The organism is Bremerella sp. JC817, assembly GCF_040718835.1.
Lineage (GTDB): Bacteria > Planctomycetota > Planctomycetia > Pirellulales > Pirellulaceae > Bremerella.
Genome location: NZ_JBFEFG010000264.1, coordinates 1 through 20,895 on the forward strand (window position 1 = coordinate 1; position 20,895 = coordinate 20,895).

General features: G+C 57.6%; 15 protein-coding genes. 7 read left to right on the plus strand and 8 right to left on the minus strand.

The window, feature by feature from the left end; genetic code table 11:
- Positions 1-85 precede the first annotated feature (85 nt).
- The 3 genes from AB1L30_RS06380 to AB1L30_RS06390 are packed head-to-tail and all read left to right on the plus strand — an operon-like array spanning position 86 to position 1,462.
- Positions 86-541: a transposase gene (locus tag AB1L30_RS06380; RefSeq protein WP_367012600.1), complete on the plus strand. Its 456-nt coding sequence runs from the start codon at positions 86-88 to the stop codon at positions 539-541.
- Positions 472-870 carry an IS5 family transposase gene (locus AB1L30_RS06385; protein ID WP_367012601.1) on the plus strand — a complete coding sequence of 133 codons (399 nt, stop codon included), beginning with the start codon at positions 472-474 and terminating at the stop codon, positions 868-870. Before AB1L30_RS06380 ends, AB1L30_RS06385 begins: the two co-directional genes overlap by 70 nt.
- Before the next feature lie 28 nt (positions 871-898).
- Positions 899-1,462, plus strand: coding sequence for a hypothetical protein (locus AB1L30_RS06390; protein ID WP_367012602.1), 564 nt, complete (start codon positions 899-901; stop codon positions 1,460-1,462).
- A 187-nt stretch (positions 1,463-1,649) separates the two neighbouring features.
- Here the strand turns inward: AB1L30_RS06390 and AB1L30_RS06395 are convergent, their stop codons facing one another.
- The gene (locus AB1L30_RS06395) at positions 1,650-2,069 is read right to left on the minus strand and encodes a hypothetical protein (RefSeq protein WP_367012603.1); all 420 of its coding nucleotides are present in this window, start codon (positions 2,067-2,069) and stop codon (positions 1,650-1,652) included.
- Positions 2,070-2,278: 209 nt separating this feature from the next.
- Positions 2,279-4,075, minus strand: coding sequence for an ABC-F family ATP-binding cassette domain-containing protein (locus AB1L30_RS06400; RefSeq protein ID WP_367012604.1), 1,797 nt, complete (start codon positions 4,073-4,075; stop codon positions 2,279-2,281).
- A 158-nt stretch (positions 4,076-4,233) separates the two neighbouring features.
- On the opposite strand from AB1L30_RS06400, the gene AB1L30_RS06405 reads away from it, so the two are divergent.
- From AB1L30_RS06405 to AB1L30_RS06420, 4 genes are all read left to right on the plus strand, one after another.
- On the plus strand, positions 4,234-5,958 hold the full coding sequence (locus AB1L30_RS06405) for a pentapeptide repeat-containing protein (protein ID WP_367012605.1): 1,725 nt from the start codon (positions 4,234-4,236) through the stop codon (positions 5,956-5,958).
- Between the two features lie 276 nt (positions 5,959-6,234).
- Entirely contained in the window at positions 6,235-7,212 is a 978-nt protein-coding gene (locus tag AB1L30_RS06410) for an HD domain-containing phosphohydrolase (protein ID WP_367012606.1), read from the plus strand.
- Positions 7,182-7,658, plus strand: a complete 477-nt coding sequence (locus tag AB1L30_RS06415; protein ID WP_367012607.1) for a PilZ domain-containing protein — start codon at positions 7,182-7,184, stop codon at positions 7,656-7,658. Before AB1L30_RS06410 ends, AB1L30_RS06415 begins: the two co-directional genes overlap by 31 nt.
- 123 nt (positions 7,659-7,781) lie before the next feature.
- The gene (locus AB1L30_RS06420) at positions 7,782-8,366 is read left to right on the plus strand and encodes an HD domain-containing protein (protein WP_367012608.1); all 585 of its coding nucleotides are present in this window, start codon (positions 7,782-7,784) and stop codon (positions 8,364-8,366) included.
- Here the strand turns inward: AB1L30_RS06420 and AB1L30_RS06425 are convergent.
- The 6 genes from AB1L30_RS06425 to AB1L30_RS06450 all read right to left on the minus strand — a co-directional run bounded on the left by AB1L30_RS06425 (position 8,363) and on the right by AB1L30_RS06450 (position 20,884).
- Positions 8,363-10,309: a prolyl oligopeptidase family serine peptidase gene (locus tag AB1L30_RS06425; protein ID WP_367012609.1), complete on the minus strand. Its 1,947-nt coding sequence runs from the start codon at positions 10,307-10,309 to the stop codon at positions 8,363-8,365. The genes AB1L30_RS06420 and AB1L30_RS06425 overlap by 4 nt on opposite strands.
- Positions 10,310-10,441: 132 nt before the next feature.
- Positions 10,442-11,437, minus strand: coding sequence for a DUF1080 domain-containing protein (locus tag AB1L30_RS06430; protein WP_367012610.1), 996 nt, complete (start codon positions 11,435-11,437; stop codon positions 10,442-10,444).
- 104 nt (positions 11,438-11,541) lie between these two features.
- Entirely contained in the window at positions 11,542-15,951 is a 4,410-nt protein-coding gene (locus AB1L30_RS06435; protein WP_367012611.1) for a DEAD/DEAH box helicase, read from the minus strand.
- A gap of 77 nt (positions 15,952-16,028) precedes the next feature.
- On the minus strand, positions 16,029-16,670 hold the full coding sequence (locus AB1L30_RS06440) for a DUF1080 domain-containing protein (protein WP_367012612.1): 642 nt from the start codon (positions 16,668-16,670) through the stop codon (positions 16,029-16,031).
- Positions 16,671-16,748: 78 nt separating this feature from the next.
- Positions 16,749-18,728: an ATP-binding protein gene (locus tag AB1L30_RS06445; RefSeq protein WP_367012613.1), complete on the minus strand. Its 1,980-nt coding sequence runs from the start codon at positions 18,726-18,728 to the stop codon at positions 16,749-16,751.
- A 242-nt stretch (positions 18,729-18,970) separates the two neighbouring features.
- Positions 18,971-20,884: a chloride channel protein gene (locus AB1L30_RS06450; protein ID WP_367012614.1), complete on the minus strand. Its 1,914-nt coding sequence runs from the start codon at positions 20,882-20,884 to the stop codon at positions 18,971-18,973.
- Positions 20,885-20,895 lie beyond the last annotated feature (11 nt).

Genomic DNA, 20,895 nt, shown 5'->3' on the forward strand with positions numbered 1-20,895 from the left:
CTAGAAGCTGTTTCAAAACCCTGACGTTATAAGCTTGCGCCAGGCAACGATTTGCGTTACACCTACCATCGAAAGGAGTCCTTCGATGGCTGGAAAGCGTGAGGTTCTGCTCACCGACGAGCAGTGGAAAATGGTGAAGCCGTTCATTCCAGAGGTCCCGACAACTCGCCGGGGTGGAAGACCTCGGGCGGATGATCGGGCCTGTTTTGAAGGCATTTTGTGGGTGCTTCGCAGCGGGGCACGCTGGAAGGATCTGCCGGATTGGTATCCATCGCCCAGCACCTGCTGGCGACGATTGGCCGAGTGGGAGGAAGCAGGCGTCTTCGTCGATATGTGGCATGCGTTCATCGATGAGCTCGACGAACAAGGCCGCATCAACTGGGATGAGATCTTCATGGACGGCAGCTTCGCTCCAGCAAAAAAAGGGGCCACGACGTGGGCAAAACCAAACGTGGAAAAGGTACAAAGTGGATGGTGGTGGCAGATGGCCAAGGAGTACCTCTGGCATGTTCCGTCCACTCGGCGTCGAAGGCGGAAGTGAAGCTGGCCGAAGAGACGCTCCAGAAAGCGAAATTCCCCGAGAAGCCGACGCCAGTGGTCGCCGACAAAGCGTATGATAGCGACCAACTTCGAGACGACCTGGCCGAGCAGAATTGGGAACTGGTCTGCCCACACCGCAGGAACCGAAAACGAAAGCCTCGGCAGGATGGCCGAAAGCTGAGAAGATACCGCCGCCGCTGGATCGTCGAACGAACGATCTCGTGGATCGGCAACTTCCGTCGACTGGTCGTGCGGTACGAACATCACTCGTGGATTTACCAAGCCTTCATACATGTAGCGTGCGGGCTCATTTGTTTACGTAGGTTTTGAAACAGCCCCTAAGACCGTTGAAGCTGCGATGCCGCAGCAAATTACACCTCCGCCCGCCGACTCTACGAAGGCGGTAAAGTGGGAAGCGGGATACGCTCCGGAACCCGTCTTTATCGGAACGTGCAATAACGTAGCAGGTAAGGAGATCTTCCTGCTGGGCGTGCGTTTTGACAACGACAAGCGACTAACGGACCCTTCCTCCGGGTTTTTCCTGCATTTTCTCATCGTCGATCCCAGCGACTCGAAAACGAAGATGCACCGACTATTTCAGCAGAGAAACGTGGCGTATTCCGAGAGCGGGGTACCAGGTGACACGTTATCTGTCAAAGAAGTCGATAAGTCGGAGCGGCAAAAGATCTCACTGCCCAAACGTCACGAGAGAGCAGTGAGATGGCCTTTGTTCGATGGGAACCCTATGCAGTTCCTGGCACAGTTCTACCTGCCCAACACCGCAACTACAAAAAAGTATTTGTCTTGGGATGACACGGTCTTTCTTTTCCAGGCCATCAAGGACGATGAGCCTATCTATGCGGCAACGATGCATGATATCGGACAGCAGACGGCAGAAGATCACTATGCAGCTGAGCGGTAAGTATGGCCGAACCTTTTGCCAATCGCGGCTGGGTGGCACTGCTAATTTTAGCCTTTTGCCAGGCTTTCCGAGGTGTGCCACGGCTGCCCTCAGCAGTGTGAACCTGCGACGCAAAAGAAGAAAGAGTCTTAGCCCCTTAATCTCTTCTGTTAATCTCTTTAAAACCACGCCCTATGGGTGTGGTTGCTTAGTCCGTGAACGCCGTGTCCTTTCTTATCCATAGTTCGTGGGGAAAAGATGCTTTGCGACCCACCAATGGCTCTATATCCCCCTTGGCATGAATCCCAGAATGAAACGAGGTGACCAGGAAAAAGCAATGATCATCAGATTGAATTAGAATGTTGTACACATGGTCCGAGTTGGCAATGGTTTGCCTTCTATCTTCCGAAGGCAAACCTTTGTCCTCAATCGCCAAGATTGTACCTTGAAAGTCGTCAACATAGAAGAATCTATCGCATTCAATTGTTGTTAGGCAGTTGACAGGTTGCAGGTAGCCTTCCACTGCAGTATTTGGCGCACATCCAGCAAGAATGCCTATACACCCCGAGACCATGGAGATACACAAACGATTTAGTGTTTTGAAATTGCCACGACAGAAGTCTTTCATTTGGGAGCCTTCGATAATGCGAATGAAGGTGGCTGAGCTACCGGTCCAGAGCTAGAGTCTCCATCAACTTCAATCCACTCTTCTCCTCCAATCGTGAAAAAGTTCGTCTTCGCCTTCTCGGTGTTTATAGAAGAAAAGAGACCAAGACTCTCAAATCCTCTTTTCTCAGGTCTTTTCCCGGACGCTGACCCGCTCGAAGCGGCCAACAATTAACCCTCGTCCCAGCCTTCCAGTTGCTCCTGGAACTCAAGCCACTTGCCTTCCAGTTCCGAGATCTCGTCGGCCAGTTCGGTGAAGCGGGCGTGGACTTTCTGGGCTTCGGCGGCGTCGGTCACGGTCAGCAGTTTGTTGTTCAGAGCCTTCCGTTCGTCATCGAGCTTGGCGATTTTGCTTTCCAGCTTGTTCAGCTCTTTCCGGGCGGCACGGGCCTGTTGGTTACGCGCCTTGCGTTCTTCTTTGGCCAGGTCGCCGTCGCGGTTATCGCCACCGCTTTGACCGGCGGCAACGTTGCCATCTTCGTCGTCGATTTCCTGGCTGAGGCGATAGAGGTAATGCTCGTAGTCGCTCGGGATGTGCGTCACTTTGCCGCCACCCACTTCGATAATCTGCGTGGCGATGCGGCGGACGAAGTAGCGATCGTGGCTGGTGAAGATCACGGTGCCGTTGTAATCGTCCAAAGCTTCGCACAACGAGTCGACCGTTTCGACATCCAAATGGTTGCCAGGTTCGTCGAGGATCAGGATGTTGTATTTGCCCAGCAGCAAGCCGGCGAGGCAAAGTCGAGCACGCTCGCCACCACTGAGCACTTTCACCTTTTTCTTCACATCTTCGCCACGGAAGAGGAAGCTACCAGCGACGCTAAGTAGTTGCTGATGATTGATCGACGGATCGCGGACGCTCAGCAGGTAATCTTCGACGGTGTCGTTCGCCGGTAGCGAACTGTAAACATGCTGGGCGTAGACGCCGATTTCGGTGCCATGGCCCCATTTCACTTCGCCTGCCTTAGGATCGAGCGAACCGACCAGCGTGCGAAGGAATGTCGTCTTACCCTGACCGTTATCACCGACCACCGCCGCGCGGGCACGGTGTTCGATGTCGAGGGTAATTCCGTCCGCAATCAGCTTATCGGGATAGCCGATCGAAAGATCTTCGCAGCGGACCGCGGTTCCCTTACGAGGGTCGACCTGGGGAACACGAATGTAGGCGCTTGCTTCTTCTTCTTCGATTTCCAGCAGACTCAACCGGTCGAGTTGCTTCTGTTTGTTCTTCGCCTGGGCGGCGGTATTGGCACCGGCGCGGTTCTTATCGATGAAGGTTTGCAGTTGCTTCTGCTTCGCCTTGGTAGCGGCGTTCACGCGTTGGTCGTGTTGCTTTCGCTCTTCGCGATATTCGATGTACGATTCGATCGTGCCAGGGTAAAGCGTCAGCTTACCGCGCGACAGTTCCAAGGTTTGGTTGCAGGTCTGCTTCAAGAAACCTCGATCGTGCGAAACGATCAGATAGCCACCCTTGTAGCTCTTCAAGAATCGTTCCAGCAACATCTGGGTACGAATGTCGAGGAAGTTCGTCGGTTCGTCCAGGATCAGAAACGTCGGATCGTGCAGCAGCAGGGCGGTCAGCTTGACACGCGTTTGCCAACCGCCAGAAAGGCTGTGGACCGGAACGTCGAGCATCGCCCCTTTGATTTCAAACCGAGCGGCGACTTCGCCACACTTCCAGTCGGGCTGCTCGCTGTCGCGCATCAGAAACTCGACGACCGTCTCGCCAGGGACAAACGGGTCGTGCTGGCGAAGGTAACCAAGTCTTGTCTTGGGGTGCAGCACCACCTCCCCTTTTTCTAGTTCCTCGTCACCGAGGATCGCTCGGCAGAGGGTCGACTTGCCGGCCCCGTTGCGGCCGACCAGGCCCACTTTGTGGTCGTCGGTGATGGCGGCCGTAGCGCCGTCGAGGAGCGTTTTGTGACCGAATCGCTTCGTTGCGTTCTGAATGGTAATGACAGGAGGCACGGTGGCAGTTTTCGCTGGAAAGCAAGGTTTCAAAAAAGACGTAACACGATCTTCATCGAGTGCGACTATCGAATCTTTTCTTCGGACCGTATCTTGGTGAGTCCAAAGGAACTAACACGTTTGTGGGGTCTGTTTGCCGGTGTGAAGCCATCGCCCAGATGAACAAGTCGCAATCTTCGGTAATTGTTGCGGAATCCGCTTCCGCGTCCAAGACGGCCTATAACGAAGGCAAGCTGACGCCTGCCGTTCTGGCCGATTTAAAGGCAAAACATCCCAATTTCACGGGAGATTGGCTGCACCTGGTTCAGTTGGAGCAAAGCCTTCGCCGGCCTGGTTCCGATCCGCAGCGCTTTAGCGACTGGAATCTGTGGCGGCACGAGGCCCTGGAAGGGGACCAGCCGCAGGACAAAGTGGTTCACCTGGAAGGCATTTCGCTGCGAAGCGCCGACCTGCGAGGCGTTCACCTGGAAGGGGCCGTGCTTCGCGACGCGACCGTTGCCGCCAGCGATTTTCGGGGGGCCCGTCTCGCCGGAGCGATCCTGACCGAAGCGAATCTCTCGTTCTGCGATTTCGCCGAAGCCGATCTGGCCGAGACCGATCTGCAAGATTGTAACCTCGATCATGCGAATTTTCGGAGTGCCAATCTTGAAAAGGCAAATCTAACCGGAGCGATCCTGACCTCCGCGAAGCTAAAACAAATCCAAGCGGCCGAGGCCAACTTTGGCCGTGGCAAACTGGTGGCGGCCGACCTGACCGGAGCGAACCTGGCCAGGGCCAACTTCGAGCGAGCCAACCTGGCCGACGTGACCCTGGACTCGGCTTGTCTTGATGGGGCGAGCCTGAACGATGCCGACTTGAACTATGCCAATCTGCAGAATGCCAGCCTGAAGCAAGCTGACCTACAGCGGGCGAATCTGCACGGGGCATCGGCCCACGGAGCCAATTGCGAGAAAGCGGACTTCACCGCGGCCATCTTGCGACAAGCGAACCTTGGCAACTGCGATCTGCGGGGGACGATTGGCCTGCTGCTGGACGAAACGTTCGTTACCGGCGGCGAGTTCGATGCGAAAGCGAACGACCCCTGGACGCGGCTGCTGCAAACGTACACCTGGCGAAACCTGGCCCTGGTCGGTCTCTTTTTCGGGCTGCTCGCGATCCCATTTACGGTTGGGGGCTATTTCAAGTCGGCGAAGGAGTTGATCGAACGTCCCATCCCGCGGCAGGTCGAAGAGATCTCCGCGAACTTCTTCAAAGTGGCTCATACCGATTACGAGATCGAAGAGTTCCTGCGATTCCGCTACGACGAATTTTATGCTCCGCAGGTCAATAACCTGGCTAGTCGCTGGACGCATATCTACCTGGCGCTGGGTGGCATCGACGGGATGATCTTCTGGTGCACGGTCACGGCGATGACGTTCTGCCTGATGCAGCGCTGGGCACTGACGCGAAGCATACAGCGGCTGCAATCGCAGAACGCGATCTTTCGCCGGACACCCAAGCTGAACGAGTACATGGGGCCGTACGGTCCGATCGGTGAAGAACCGCATAGTTGGTACTTCGCGTTCGCCAAGTGGTTGCAAGGACACGTTGTCGAAGAACGAGTCGACCATGGGCAACCGCAGCAGACAATGCGACCACTGCGCTGGGCCGGGTTCCCGGGTTGGTGGCTCGCGGCGATGCGGTCGATCAATCCCCTTTGGAAGGCGACCCCGGAGAACCTCAAGCGAACGCCGCCTCCCTCTTGGATCGACGCCCTCGGCATGACGCGGATCGACCGGATGAACCAGTCGCTGACCTGGGGGATCGCCGTGATCATTCTGTTTCTGATCTGCCGACTGGTGATCGAGATGGTGCTGGGGAGCCAATTGCACTTCGGCCAATAGCCAAGATTGCCGGAATTGTGCAGTGCTTAGACACGGTTTTCACGCAGATGCGGCGATCCGAAACGTGCTGTGTTGGCCGTTACAGCCGGTACGACCGCTTCAGATGGTCGATCTTGAGCCCAACTTGCGCGGAAGAATCATCCGCTTTCCCGTATCGACACGTTTTTCCGCAGTACGGGCCGGCTCACAATGACCTACCTTTAAGAAGCATTCGGCAACGGGATATCTGGGGCCGAAGTTTTCCTGTGTTGGATCTGAACTCGGCCAGAAACAAGCATGTCTGTAACTACACCTATTGCCACCCAGTGCCACGGCTACACGCCGGTTCCGATGGCGCTAATGACGCCTGACGAGGTGCCTGCGGTAGATCTATACCGACGCGACCTGAACACGGGCCGGTTGCAGTTGTATCGCGCCGCGAACGTTCCGATCACCCAGGACGACTTGAACAAGCTCTCCGAGGCCCAGATCAACTGGCTTTACGCGGCCGAGATCGATCCGGAAGAAATGCAGATGGTCATTCGTCGCAAGCTGGACGCCCTCGTCCGCGACGACTCGGTCGGCATCCGAGATCGCTTCCGTAAATTGAACGATATCGTGACCGAAGTGTTGTCTTCGGCGTTCGAGGTGAACAACACCGACGAGATCGTTTCTTCCAGTGCCGAGATCGGCCAACTGGCGGTGCGAGTGCTGTGCGAAGACGAGATGACCGCGGGCGATCTGATCTCGCTGATGCACCACGATTTTCAGACGGCGACCCATTCGCTGAATGTTGCCTACATGATGGTGATCCTCGCGCGTAAGATTCACCTGGTGCCAGACGCAGAACTTCCAGCCGTTGCCACCGCTGGCATTCTGCACGACATCGGGAAACTTTCGGTCAGCGATCGCATTCTTTCCAAGAACGATCGACTTCAGCGTCGCGAACAACGCGTCGCCCAGAAACATCCTGCCTTGGGATTCAATCGGCTTTGCCGTCGCGTCGATATCTCGTTCGCCCAGTTGATGGTGATCTATCAACACCATGAACGGATGCACGGACGAGGCTATCCCGTCGGCGCGTGCGACGACGAAATTCATCCTTGGGCACGCCTGTGCAGTATCGTGAACGTATTCGATTCGCTTATCAGCAATCGGCCCTACCGCAAACGTTATCCATTGCACGAGGCAATCTCGATGATGGACGAACATTTGTCGGACGGCCTGGATCAAGAGATGTACCGATGTTGGAAACAGTATATTCTCAAAAAATGAAGCTGCTGTTGGATCGGCTTCGTTGCCGGATCCAGCTGCCAGACCAGTTTGCCGACCTGGAACATCGTCGTGGTGTCTTGCCGTCGCAGTCGAATGATATGCGCCGTGCGGCTCGCGTCTATTGCCCGGGCAAATTGCTGATTGAATCGTTCGCTTCGCTGCCAACCGTTCCGAGGAACCATCAATACGTGGTCGGTTACTCGGTCGATATCTCGTCGACGGGGATTCGTTTTCTTCACGACACCGAACTTTATCCTGGCGAACAAGTCACGCTGTGGACCTCGGCCCAGCGGCTGACCTGCACGGTGATTCGCTGCCGACGACTGAACAAGTCGTGTTACGAAGTGGGAGCGTCGTTTGTCGACGAAGATCCTACTTACGATTCGCCCCAGGATGTCGCCTCGCCCGAGCAAGAATCGCTCGCTGGCCAGGACTTCTTGAACTAGCCCTGCGACGGGCGGCGCCTGTTAACTTTTCTTTCAATTGTATTCACGTCTGTTGACTGTTAGTCACGCGTGCTTTATCCATGGTGTCAAGTCCCATGTAGGTTTGCCCGAAGGAGAATGGCCGTGAGCGTGGCTCGAGAGTATCTGGATGGAAACGCTGCGGATATCGTCACCGCGATCCGCACTTTGTTTCAAGAGCGAGGCAGCTCGCAGTATGGCTTCGAGGCGGTCACGCAGCTTGAACATGCGCTGCAGTCGGCAACGTTGGGTCTCGAGCAGAATGCTTCGTCCGAGTTGATCTCTGCCGCGCTGTTGCATGACGTGGGGCATCTTCTGCACGACCTGCCCGACGATGCCCCTGAGCAGGGAATCGACGATCATCACGAGAACGTCGGCTTTCACTTCCTGAAGACGCACTTCGGTCCCGAGACCTACGAGCCAGTGCGACTGCATGTCGCCGCAAAGCGTTACCTGTGTGCGACCCGAGAAGGATATCACGACCAGCTCAGCGAGCCCTCGCAGGTCAGCTTGCGTCTGCAAGGGGGGCCGATGTCGGATGCCGAAGTAAAAGAGTTTGAAGCGAACCCGCACTACGAAGCGGCGATCGAGCTGCGGATCTGGGACGATACCGCCAAGGTGCCGAACCTCGTCACGCCGGGCCTCGATCAGTTCGAGGCCCATTTGCGTCAATCGCTTCGCCCGGCTTAAGGCTGCCAGGCTTCGTCGAAGAAGTCGGCGGCGAACACCTTGCCAGGGGCCGAGCCGTCCGGGTGCTGCGAGATATCGATCAACGCCCAGTCAGGCAGCTTCGGATTTTGCAGGCTGTTGGTGCGGTCATGATCTTCGCGGAAGGTAGGACCACTGTTGATCACCAGGTACTTCTTCGGATTCAACGGATTCGGGTAGATCATCACTGGGACATGGTTGGCGGCGTCGGCGGTATGCTTGCCGATAGCGACTTCCTGGGCGTCCCACTTCAGCGGAAGCTTGTCGATGCTCTTCTTCAGAATCGAGTTCGTTTCTGGTGTACCCCAGGCCACGATGTTGTACTTCTTCAGGTCGTCGGGGGTGACGTCTTTGTCGAGCTTCGTTCGCAGCTTGCCGCGGAACAACGCCTGCCAGCGATCGGCCAGATGCTTTGACTCGAAATCGACCCAACGCTGCACGACCGCGTTGGACGACTTGCCAGAAGGTAACACGACCAGGAACGGTCCATAGAACGCGTCATCGATCGGGCCCTGCAATCCTGGCGACTTGATCAACTGCTTGGCAGGCGTGTCCTTGGTGCTGACGCTCCAATGTTCGCCTTTGGTCAGATAGATCGCGTCGGCCGATTCCTGCGTCAGATCGACCGGCAGTTTGTCGCCGTCGATTTCGAGGTTGAATTTCTTCTTGTCGCCGACGTCGAGCTTCATGCGGGCCACGTTACGCGTCACCACGAACAGCTCGTCGTCCGACTTCCATAAGGCACCGACGCGGCTGTCTTCCCAATGACGGTTCAACTCCAGCAGTTCGACCCAGTGCATCGAACCATAACGCAGCGTCGGCGTCTGAAGACTGACGTTTTGTGGGTAGGCTTCCTGACCCGCGTCCCGGGCCAGCTTTACCATTTTCAAGATTTGCTCCAGCGTTTCCGGAGCGTACTTGTGACCCATCTTGGGGCCAATCAGATGGGTGAGCTGCTGGCCTTCCTTCTTGAAGGCTTCTTCCATCACGCGAGCCGCTTGGATCTGCTTGTCGTTCTCGCCGCTGTAAGCAACGACCGGCAAGTTGAACAGGTTCGTCGTGTAGTTCGGAACGTCGTACAGCTTCCACAGTGTTTGCTCGTACTGTGGCGGGAAGTTCTCTGGCTTCAGGTTCTGGTAGCGGGCCGTTTCCGCGAAGCCGGCACCAGGGCTCATGGCGACGAAGTTCTCCGCATAATGGGCACCGATGTGCCAGCAGCCAGCGCCCCCCATCGAGAAGCCCATCAGGACGATTCGTTTATCGTCGATCTTGTACTGTTGTTTGACCGCCTCGATGGCGTCCATCACGTCGATTTCGCCCGCCGACTTGAAGCCGATGCACTGCCGGCCAAACGGATGCAGCACGATCGCGTCTTCTGGCGAAATCTGACCGGTTTTGGTCGAACGTTCGTGAATGAAGTGCATGTCGGTCGACTTGTCGCCGCGACCATGCAGCCAGATGTAGAGCGGCTGTGGCTTGCTGAGGTCGAGCTCTTTCGGAATGACCAGCCCATACGGCTGAACGCTTCCGTCGACGTCGCTGGTATAGCCACGAACCAGCAAGCCAGATTGTTCTTTCCAAGGCGTTTTGCCAGCGGCCAGGCTGGCGGCACGATTCTGGGCCATGATCAAGCAGGCCTGAGCCTTCTTGATGTCCCCTTCGCCGTAGAACTCGTTGTGCTTCAAGGCGTATTCAACTGCCTTGCAATAGACGGTTGCATCGGCAGCCAGGGCGTGGTCTTCGACTTTGGCACAAGCTTCGACCGCTTTGGCCAGGTCTGCTTCCAGCGACTTCCGGGTTTCTTCGGGCAGCTTGTAATTGCTTGGGGCGGGCAAGCGATGCGGGATTGGCTTGATCGGATCTTCAGCCGCGGCGAACGAGACAAACAACGCAATCAGAACGACAGCGACGCTGGGGCGAATCATGGCAGGCTCAACGAGGAAGGAAGGGGAGTGAGAAAGGCGAGATGGAAAATCGGCAAGCAGACAGTCGGGTGAGGAGACGCCTGCTTGCCGAAAATTCCAAAGCTCGATGAGAGCATTCGGTCAGAGAAACGACTATTTCTCGACAACCCAAATGTTGCGGTACACGACTGGATTGCCGTGACCCTGCAGGTAGATCGCGTCCTTTTCAGGGCCTTCCTGGTGACGGCCTGGCGTGTTGCTGGGCAGTTCCAGATTGTCGTGAATGACAACGCCATTGTGTTTGATGGTTACGCGAGCGTTCTCGGTCTTCTTGCCTTCGGCGTCGTACTTCGCGGCGGTGAAGTCAACGTCGTAGGTCTGCCAGGTAAGTGGCGGGTAGCACATGTTGACCTGTGGCTTCGAGATCTTGTAGATACCGCCACATTCGTTGTCTTCGCCCGACAGGCCAAACGAATCGAGGACCTGAACTTCGTAACGGCTCTGGACGTACAGGCCGCTGTTACCACGGGCCTGACCACGAGCGTCTGGCTTGAATGGCGTGCGGAATTCGAGGTGCAGCTGGTGATCGCCGAACTTGTCCTTCGACGCACAGTCGGCCAGCAGCAGGTCTTCTTGAACGATCTTGCCGTTCTCGAAAGCTTCGGCGCTCGAACCGTCGAACAGAACCTTGGCACCTTCCGGAGCCTTGGCACCCAGGGTTGGGCTCTTACGAACGACCTTCTTCAGCGTGCCGACTTCGGTACCATCTTCGCCGACGATCTTGATTTCGCTGGGGGTCAGCGTGGCCACAAAGTGCATGCCTTTGAATTCGACCTTGTCACCGCTGGCGGTGCCTTCCGACTTCAGCAGATCGCCGTAGTCGCCACCGTCGTAACCATCGCCTGGCAGACCGCCTGGGTAGGCAACGGCCTGAAACTTATCGTGACCCAGGGCAATCACCTGGACGCCGTACTTCTTCTGCTCGCCATCCGCACTGACGGTACCGGTGTACTCGCCCTGCAGTTGGTACGAGGCTGGCGCTTCGTCCTGGGTGGTATAGGTCTTGGTGTCGTCCGCGGCAATCAAAGCCAGCGGAGCGGCGACTGCGAACAGGGCAGCCAGAATTGCGTGGGCAAGGGGACGCTGCATGATGAACTCCCGGTAGTTTATCTGGGGGGTGAAAGTGCAAAGGAGAGGGACGATTCATTGTGGTTTGCCACGGTCGACGATGCAACCATCCACCCAGAATCCCCCTAGCTGGCGGTTGATCGCCGGCGAGGGAATCCGATCGGGATGGTTTGTGGCGGAAGCCGACGACCAGCGTGCAGGGCCCGAGTCATCTCGGTTTGCTCGGCCGGTTCGACCTGCTTCAGGAACTGGATTTCGCCTCCGCGTTTGAAGGCAACCAGTTGGCCGTTCTGCCAGATCAAAGCATTCGTGTGGATGGCTGGAACCTTGGCGTCGTCGGACATAACTCCAGCCAGGTTCAAAGGATCGGTGCCACTGACCGCGACCCAAGGATCGTCGGCTGCGGCCTCACGAAGCTTACGCAGGGCATAGATGGCTTGTTCGGTGCCGTACTGCTCGCCGCCGGCATTTTTCACAAAACGACCTCCACGCAGCTCGCCACGGCGTTCCATTCGGCGAAGCATCGGTACCAGTTGAGCCCACGAAGGAGCCGCCGTTTCACGATGAAGCAGGTCGCGGAAAAGCACCCCGTACCGGGCCACCAACTGCATGCACCAGCGATGCAAATAGTCTTCGGCGGTCACTTCTTCGACGATGCCGGGGAACAGAGACCAGCGACCGGCCCGGGCTGTCGCGTTGCTCTTACGGCGATTGCGAGACTTCTTTGCGCCAGACTCGTCGACGATTGTTCGCACGGCGCTAAAGCTGTCGCAGGTCACCAGCCCCAGTGCGGCCAGTTCCCGCAGTGCTTCGTCGAGGTGCGTTGGCAGTAGCTTGGTCAGAACGCGGATGTCTTGATGGAACAATGCCCCGCGAGCCTTGAGAGCTTCGAGCACGTCTTGAGCGTTGCCCCGAGCCAACGCATCGGCAGCCTGGCGAACGTCCGGGATCAGCCAGCCAAGGTTTTCGCGGCGAACAATCGCCATCGGAACACTGCGCCGCAGCGATGCCATGCTGGGGCCTTCTTCGGCATCGCCTTGCGGCGGACGGAGGCGTCCCCAGATCAATTCGCCGGAAGTCAGTTGATCGTCGAGCCAGTCAGGATCGTAGTCGTCCATACGACCAGCGATGAGGCTCCGTTCCCAACTACCGGCCGACGCCTCAAAGCCTTGCAGCAAACCCATCACCGCGTTCAGCCCACGGGCGCCGGTCGATTTGGTTTCGCGTTGCAGGTTCTGGTGCCGCACCAGAAAACGAAGGAAGACGTCTCGTTCGACCGGCTGAATTTGCTGGCGGAGACCATGTACCGTCAAGCGATGAATACGAGCCAACAATCGGCGGTCGCACCACTGCAGGTCCCCTTCGTGCGTCGAGCCTTCGGTCGAATAGTGACCTCGCAAGATCACGCCTTCTGCTTCCACCGATTCGCACGCCGCCATCACGCTCGAATGCTTCAGGCCCCATGACTGGGCGAGCTCTTCCGTCGAAAACGGACCGAGATAAGGACAAACATTGCGGACCAGTTCGACCCACGCTTCATGCGATTCCATCTCTTTGGCGACATCGGCCGGGACATTCACCGCTGGCTTCGCCGTGCCGCCGGGCAGGGCGGCGGTCAGAATCGGAAGCGTCTCGGTCGCGGTCCAGATTGGCTCGTGCCCTTCACGCACGTAGCTGGTGGCCCGGCCTGCTTTGACCAGCTTGTCGAACAAGTCTTGCCATTCCTGACCTTGGGAAGCAGGCAAAGCGATCATCGAACTGAGCACATCGTGAAGTTCGTCCGGATCGCGAGCCGTCGGCCAGGCCTCGCGACGCACCGTAGCGATTGCTTCGGGCGAGAGCTGTCCGAGTTCTTTCATCTCGCCGGGGGCCAATGTGCGACGTGTCGTGACGGCACGCGTGCGGCGGTCTTCGAGCCCGGCCGGATCGAGGAACGAATAAGGGTTCGCGTTGATTCGCTCGTGGGCGAAGGGCGATGGTTCGCGTGTTTGCCGGGCGACAAACTGCACTTCGCCTGCCTCGACCGCACGCAGCAAGTCTTTCCAGCGTTCGACATCCATCCCTTCGGTCAGGCAGTCGTGCAGCGTCTGCTGAACGAGCGGATGGTCGGGGTATTTGATATCTTCGCTATGGTTCTCGAGGCAGCCGACTTGATCGGGAAAGGCCGCCGCCAGTAGGTCGTCTGAGCGGAAGCGGATCATGTGGGGCGGAACCTTCTTGCCTCCCATAAATCGCAAGATGGCCAAGGCTCGGGTCGCGTTCCAACGCCAGCGAATCTGAAACATCGGAAACGCCAGGAGTGCCTGTTCGAGCAAGGCCTGGCCGTTGTTCGAGTTCAGCATCTTGAACATATCTTCCAGCGGGAAGCTATGCTGCGGACCGAGCGAGAGAACAATGCCGTCGTCGTCAGCGCTGGCCTGCAGTTCAAAGTCGAACGAGCGACAGAACCGCTTTCGAAAGGCGAGCCCCCACGCACGATTGATTCGCGTTCCCAGCGGCGAGTGCACGACCAACTGCATGCTGCCTGCTTCGTCGAAGAATCGCTCGAACACAATTTGCTTCTGTGTCGGAACGAGCCCCATCGCGGCGTATTGGGCGGCAATGTACCGGACGGCTTGCATCGCGGCCCACGTGGTCGCGTGACATTCCCCTTCGACCCAACGCACGATTTCGACATCGACTTGATCGAACGACGACTCCAACAGGCTGCCGTCCTGGGCTTGTAGCTTGAATCGCTCGCGCGAGGGATCGTTCTGGGCGGCGACGATCTTCTCGGCAATCTCTTCCCGCAGATCGGCGACTTCCTTCGAGAGCTCGATCGAACGACCAGGCGACTCGCCAAACCAAAAGGGAACGCTCGGCGGCTGGCCTTGGGCATCTTGCACAATCACGTCGCTGCCGCGAATCGCCAGCACTCGCCACGAGGTGTTGCCGAGCAGAAAGACGTCGCCTGCTTTGCTGTCGACGGCAAAGTGTTCGTCGACCGTACCGACGACCTGTTTCTCAGGATCGGTGACGACCCGATATATCGGCATCTCAGGGATCGCGCCGCCAGAAGTCGTCGCGCTGATCCGTGCTCCGCGACGTGGCCGCAGCTTGCCATTGATCCGATCGCGGTGGATGTGCGCCCCGGTCTTGATCGAACGGGTAACCCCTTCGTTGACCATCTCGAGCACGTCTTGATAGCGTTGATACGTCAAGTCGCGATAGGGCCACGCGCGCTTGATCAGTTCGTATAACGCCGCTTCGTCCTGTTCTTCGGCAGCCACCTCCGCCACGATTTGCTGGGCCAGAATATCGAGCGGCGCGACCGGGATCTCGATCCGATCGAGGACGCCTCGTTCGACGCTACGCATCAAGGCCAAACACTCGACCAGTTCGTCGCGGGTCAGCGGGAAGAGGCGTCCTTTGGGGGTGCCGGTCAACGAGTGGCCCGAGCGACCAACACGCTGCAGGAAGTTGGCAATGCTGCGGGCCGATCCGATCTGTACGACCAGGTCGATGTAGCCGATGTCGATACCCATCTCGAGTGAGGCGGTCGCGACGATCGCTTTCAGTTTGCCTTCTTTCAGCCGCTGCTCGGCCGAGTGGCGAATCTCTTTCGAGAGGCTGCCATGGTGGCTGGTGATCACTTCGTCGCCGAGGACTTCGGTCAGCCGGTGGGCGATCCGTTCCGCCATGCGACGCGTATTGACGAAGACCAGCGTGCTGTGATGCGACTGAATCAGTTTAACCAGATCGTCGTAGACTTCGCCCCATTGCTCGTTGGAGCAAACTGCTTCCAGCGGAGAAGGGGGGACGCTGACTTCCAGGTCAAGCTTTCGGCGGTGACCACCATCGACGATCGAGCAGTCGGGCACGCCCTCTTCATCGACGCGTTGGGCTCCTACCAGAAAGCAGGCGATCTCTTCGATCGGCTTCTGCGTGGCGGACAGGCCAATGCGTGTGGGAGGCTCGATGCATTGGGCTTCGAGCCGTTCCATCGTGATCGTCAGGTGAGACCCTCGCTTGTCGCGTGCCAGGGCGTGGATTTCGTCGACGATGATCGTATCGACATGCCGCAGCGTCTTCCGGCTTCGCTCGGCCGTGAGCATCAGGTAAAGCGACTCTGGCGTGGTGACCAGGATGTGCGGAGGTCGCCGAGTCATCGCTTGTCGCTGCGACGAAGGGGTATCGCCGGTGCGAACCGCGGTGCGGATTTGTGGCGGGAGCATCCCCATGCTCTCGGCCATCTCGCAGATTTCCATCAACGGAATATCGAGGTTGCGATGGATGTCGTTGCTGAGGGCTTTCAGCGGCGAGACATAGACGACGTAGGTGGTATCGAGCAACTTTCCGGCCAGCCAACGTCGGAAGAGCCGATCGAGGCAGACCATGAAGGCGGCAAGCGTTTTACCCGAACCGGTCGGGGCGGCAATGAGCGTGCAGCGTCCCTCGGCAATCGAAGGCCAACCCGCGTTTTGCGCATCGGTCGGCTTTCCAAACCGCTTGGTAAACCAGGCCTGAACAACAGGATGAAAAAGCTGGAGCGACATCCCGGGCATTATATCGCACTGTACGGATGTGCATAGCAATTTATCGGCGGACATGCCCGTGCCGCCTTGCAGAGGGGCTACAGCGTTTCGAGCTCGATGTTCTTCAGAGCGGCCCCGGTGTTCCAGGTTCCGATGCCCAGCGGCTTGGTCGTGTCTTGCTCGATCCAGATGCCAAGTTGGCGTCCTTCCGGGTTATACGAGATGATTTTTTCGTCATCGAGCCAGACTTGCACCTTGGTGGGTTCGACCCGAATGCGGATCTTGTACCACTTGTTGTTCTCGAATTCGGTGTAGCCGGTGGTTTCATTTTCGACGGCCGCCATGCCATCGATGTTGGACACTCCGGTGACCCCGCCACCCCAGCCGCCAATGATCAGCGTCTGATGGGCTTCCCCGACTGGGAAGGTGAGGCCGCAAAAGAAGTCGGAACCCTTCACCCGCATCGCTTCCAGGCGAACCTCGTAGTTCATCGTCGGAGGCTTGCCGTCGATCACGATGCCGGTGGCCGGATCCCCTTTGCTGAGCTGGATCGTTCCGTCCTTAACGGTCACTTCGCCGTGGTCTTCGTAGAAGCCTTCGTCGTTGACCTTCCATCCTTTGAGTGTCTTGCCATCGAACAGCTTCTGGACCTTGGCTGCAGCCGGGGCAGGCTTCTCTTCCGCGGAAAGCGTGGCAACAGGAAGGGCGAACAGGCAAAGCATCGCGGCGGCGCGGAGCATGGGCAAACCTCAAGAAACAGGGAAGGGCGAGACTTGTTCGATTCTCGCAGGTGAGGCCCAGCCTGGCAACGGTTGGGCTTATTGGCAGGTCGAGGTGGTCGCTTGACGCGAGAGTTCGCCGAATCGCTGCACGATCTCAAGCAAGGCAGCTCGTTTGATTGGCTTGGTGAAATAGTCGTCGCAGCCAGCTTCCAGGCAGCGCTCGCGATCCCCTTTCAGGGCATGGGCCGTCAGCGCGATGACGGGCTTGGTGAACTCTTCTTCCCGCAGCAGACGCGTGGCGGCGTAGCCATCGAGCACGGGCATCTGCATGTCCATCAGGATCACATCCACGCCGTTGTCGGCTTCCACGCCGGCGGCCATGGATTCCTGGCGATGGCTGCGGACCCAATCGACCGCTTCCTGACCGTTTTCGGCAAGGGTTACGTCGACGCCTGCTTTCCGTAGGAAGGTCGAGATCACGACTTGGTTGTCGTGACCATCTTCAACTAACAGCACGCGGTAACCATCCAGGTTCGGGAGCTCGGGCTTCTTGGAATCGGACGTTGGCTGCCGGACAGGCAAAATGGATTCGCTGGGAACCTCGACCGGAATCCGAACCAGGACCGAGGTGCCGTTACCGACTTCGCTTTCAATATCGAGCGAGCCACCGAGGATATGCACCAGGCGGCGACTAATCGAAAGACCAAGGCCCGGTCCGGCATGGCTGCGCGAAGGGGAATTGTCGGCCTGGTTGAACGGTTCGAAGATTGATTCCAGCCGTGCTGCCGGAATCCCGGCGCCTGAATCGCGAATGATTAATTCGAGGGTCGGCGTTGGGAAGCGATGGAAGTGGATGTCGACACCTACTTCCCCTTCGTGTGTGAACTTGATCGCGTTGTCGATCAGGCGTGAAAGGATTTGACGGGTGCGTGTGAAGTCGATGAACAAGTATTCAGGTGTGTCGGGGTTGAGGTTGACCGCCAGTTTCAAGCCTAGCTCGGTCGCTTTCGGGCGAAACACTTCCACACCACATTGCACCAGATCTTGGATCGAGGTCTTTTCGAGCTTGGCGACTGGGTGGACGGTTTCAATGCAAGACAGTTCCAGAATATCGTCGAGCAGTTTCATCAGCTCTTGGCTGTTGCGGCAGATCGCGTCGACCGAATCGTTGGTGTCCGAACGGTTGGTGAGATCGCGGATCAGGTCGGCATGCCCCAGAATCGCATTCAACGGGGTCCGAATGTTGTGGCTCATGTTCGTCAAAAATTCGTTCTTGGCGATGATGGCGGCTTGGGCTTGTTTGTGGGCCTGGGCCAGTTCGATTTCCACTTCTTTGCGCTGCGTGATATCGACTGCCGAACCAAGAATCATCGAGCGGCTTAGATCGTCCGAGCGGAGTTGCCCGCTGAGGCTATACCAGTGATAAACACCATCGGCATGCTTTAGTCGGCATTCAACCTGAAATCGGCCGGCGTCTTCGTCGAAGTGAATATCGACGGTGCCGTACAGCGTGTCGCGGTCTTCAGGATGTACGAACTCCAGCCATTGTTCTACGTTGGCCGGAAGCTGTTCGTGCGTCAGCCCCAGCATCTGTTGGAAGTGTTCCGAGAGGTAGATGAAGTTGAGGTGGCGATCCCACCACCATAGGCCGACATTCGCTTCGGCTACTGCCAATCGGTACCACTGCTCGTGCATGCGAAAGTGCTGTCTTAAGCGGGCTTCTTCCATTAGCTGACGCATCTTGACGCGAAAGTCTGGCGAATCGAGTTCGTTCCAACGCAGCACATAGGGGGAAACGCCAACATGGGGTTCGTCTTCGATTCGTACGTTCAAGCAGTTGCCCAAGAACTCGGGGGTACGTTTCGGATCTGGCAGAAACGAAGGCTCGCCGTCGCGGTTGGCTACGCGCCAAATACACAAGGCAAATCGATTGCGAATCAGCTCGGGCCAGGCATCTGGCCGGATCAGGGTAATGTGCTCTTGCGAAACGCCGCACGACGAGAGCAACTCGGCGATTTTCATCGAAGGTATCGCTTCCGCAACAATCGCAATCTCAATCTGGTCGAATTCCATCATCGATTTGCCCCCACGCGCATCAATTGCGGCGTGAATCAATGGTCGCTCGAAGTTCGTTACTTTGAGGGGGTGTCGTTTACCGACGTGGCCCCTTTGGCAAAGTTACTTCACAGAACGACCCATTGCTTAGTCAGCAGAGGGAATATGGCCAGACCGAGCCATAGTGGTATCGATCGTAGCGATTAAAGTACCTAAAACAGCTAGAAGCGAAGTCGAAAAAATCGGGGCTGTCTGAGACGCGATTAATGTTTCAGCAGTTCTTCGCGATATCGAGCCATCACGTCCGCCCGGACCAGCAAGCCGATCAGCACGCGCTTGCCACCGGTCGTGATTTCGACCGGCAAGGTGCCGACGTCGCGCGAACCGAAGTCGCGCAGCGCCTCCAGCAGGTTCTCGTCCGGAGAAACGGCGATTGGCGAGATCATGGCAATGTCGTGCGCATTGACCAGGTACGGAGAGATATCGGTGTCGAGCACCCGGTGCAGGTCTTCCGGGCGGATGATCCCGTGCAGGCTGCCATCTTCGTTCATCACCGGCAGGCTCTCGATATGAGGGTTCTCGCGGGCGATCTTGATAATCTGCATCAGGTTGTCGGTGTACTGCACCGTCGGAAACTTGCGGACCATCACCTCGCGAACGGCGATGTTCTCGATATGGTGTAGGTCGTGGCTGCGGGCGATTGATTCGCCTCGGCGCGAAAGCTTCTTTTCGTAAATACTTTCCGGATCGATCCAACGGGCAATCAAGCTCGAGATGCCAGCCGCCGCCATGATCGGCAGGATAATGCGATAGTCGTCGGTAAGTTCGTACACCACGACAATCGCGCTTAAGGTTCCGTGCGTGGTGCCAGCGACGACGGCCCCCATCCCCACCAGCGCATACGCCCCTGGGTGATCGCACCACTGCGGTGCGAAGAGGTTCAAGAACAGCCCGATCACCGCGCCCGTGGTCGCTCCGATAAACAAACTGGGCGCAAAGATACCGCCAGAGCCACCACCCGCCAGGCAGGCACTCGTAAGGAACGGCTTCACAATCACCAGCGGCAGCAGCCAGATCAGGTTCTGCCACATTTGATGGCGAGAGAGGCGAATATTCTCGTGATGCTTGTCTTCGGCCGTCATGTCGGCGTCGGTCAGCTTCTGAGCGTTTTCCAGATGCAACGTATGGCTGATCGCCGCGTAACCAGTTCCGTACAGCACGGGGATCGGGTGTCTGCGATCCGGGTCTTGCTGGGCGGCTACCGATTGCTCGGGAGCGATCGGATAGATCATGTAGTAGCCAGTTCCGATGATCCCCAGCAGCAGCCCACACGCGATGGCGCGGACCCAATGTTTGGGGATCCAATATTCCGACTGGTCTTCGAAGTAGTACAGCAGCTTGGTGAAGCCGACCGCCATCAGGCCGCACACCACGCCGAGCACAATGTACGACGGAAGTTCGTAATAGGCTCCGTCGAACTGATGGTCGATGTGAGGGAACTCAGGCGTGTGCTCCCCTGTCGAGCCATGGTTCTGCTGGACGACATTCGCCAGCACGGCGGCAATCACGATCGGTGAAAGGCTTTCGACGGCGAAGTTCCCCAGAATGATTTCGCTGGCGAAGATCACCCCGGCGATCGGAGCATGGAACGTGGCCGAGATACCAGCAGCCGCACCTGCCGCGGCGAGCACTTTCATGCTGCGGGCAGAGAGCTGAAACAATTGTCCGGCCGAGCTACCAAACGCGGCACCAATCTGAACGATTGGCCCTTCGCGCCCGATCGAACTGCCAGTACCGATACAAAGGGCACTGGCCAGCAGCTTGACGATCGCAACCGGCGGTCGAATGACCCCGTCGCGTCGGGCGATCGCTTTGATCACTTCCGGCACGCCGTGACCGACCGCTTCGGGATAGTACTTTCGGGTATACCAAGAGACGATCACCAGGCCGAGCACCGGGCAAAGCACCAGGCCGATCAGACCCAGCCAGTTGGTTTCAGCCAACTGCATGCAAGGAAGAATGGTGTAATCCTGGATCCAGCCGATCAGAAAGGTCATGAAGATCGAGCTATAGCCGGCCATCACACCAACCAGGCCAGCCAGAAAGATAGTCAGTGGTTGCGCAGGAATGGTCCCGCGCTTCAAATGCACGGCCAGCCAGTTTTGAGCCGGCGCCATCCACCCACGAA

What these genes read in the sequence shown, in the direction of transcription:
- AB1L30_RS06380 (WP_367012600.1), top strand. Translation starts at nt 86, where the DNA reads ATGGCTGGAAAGCGTGAGGTTCTGCTCACCGACGAGCAGTGGAAAATG.
- AB1L30_RS06385 (WP_367012601.1), top strand. Translation starts at nt 472, where the DNA reads ATGGTGGTGGCAGATGGCCAAGGAGTACCTCTGGCATGTTCCGTCCAC.
- AB1L30_RS06390 (WP_367012602.1), top strand. Translation starts at nt 899, where the DNA reads ATGCCGCAGCAAATTACACCTCCGCCCGCCGACTCTACGAAGGCGGTA.
- AB1L30_RS06395 (WP_367012603.1), bottom strand. Translation starts at nt 2,069, where the DNA reads ATGAAAGACTTCTGTCGTGGCAATTTCAAAACACTAAATCGTTTGTGT.
- AB1L30_RS06405 (WP_367012605.1), top strand. Translation starts at nt 4,234, where the DNA reads ATGAACAAGTCGCAATCTTCGGTAATTGTTGCGGAATCCGCTTCCGCG.
- AB1L30_RS06410 (WP_367012606.1), top strand. Translation starts at nt 6,235, where the DNA reads ATGTCTGTAACTACACCTATTGCCACCCAGTGCCACGGCTACACGCCG.
- AB1L30_RS06415 (WP_367012607.1), top strand. Translation starts at nt 7,182, where the DNA reads ATGTTGGAAACAGTATATTCTCAAAAAATGAAGCTGCTGTTGGATCGG.
- AB1L30_RS06425 (WP_367012609.1), bottom strand. Translation starts at nt 10,309, where the DNA reads ATGATTCGCCCCAGCGTCGCTGTCGTTCTGATTGCGTTGTTTGTCTCG.
- AB1L30_RS06430 (WP_367012610.1), bottom strand. Translation starts at nt 11,437, where the DNA reads ATGCAGCGTCCCCTTGCCCACGCAATTCTGGCTGCCCTGTTCGCAGTC.
- AB1L30_RS06435 (WP_367012611.1), bottom strand. Translation starts at nt 15,951, where the DNA reads ATGTCGCTCCAGCTTTTTCATCCTGTTGTTCAGGCCTGGTTTACCAAG.
- AB1L30_RS06440 (WP_367012612.1), bottom strand. Translation starts at nt 16,670, where the DNA reads ATGCTCCGCGCCGCCGCGATGCTTTGCCTGTTCGCCCTTCCTGTTGCC.
- AB1L30_RS06445 (WP_367012613.1), bottom strand. Translation starts at nt 18,728, where the DNA reads ATGATGGAATTCGACCAGATTGAGATTGCGATTGTTGCGGAAGCGATA.
- AB1L30_RS06450 (WP_367012614.1), bottom strand. Translation starts at nt 20,884, where the DNA reads ATGGCGCCGGCTCAAAACTGGCTGGCCGTGCATTTGAAGCGCGGGACC.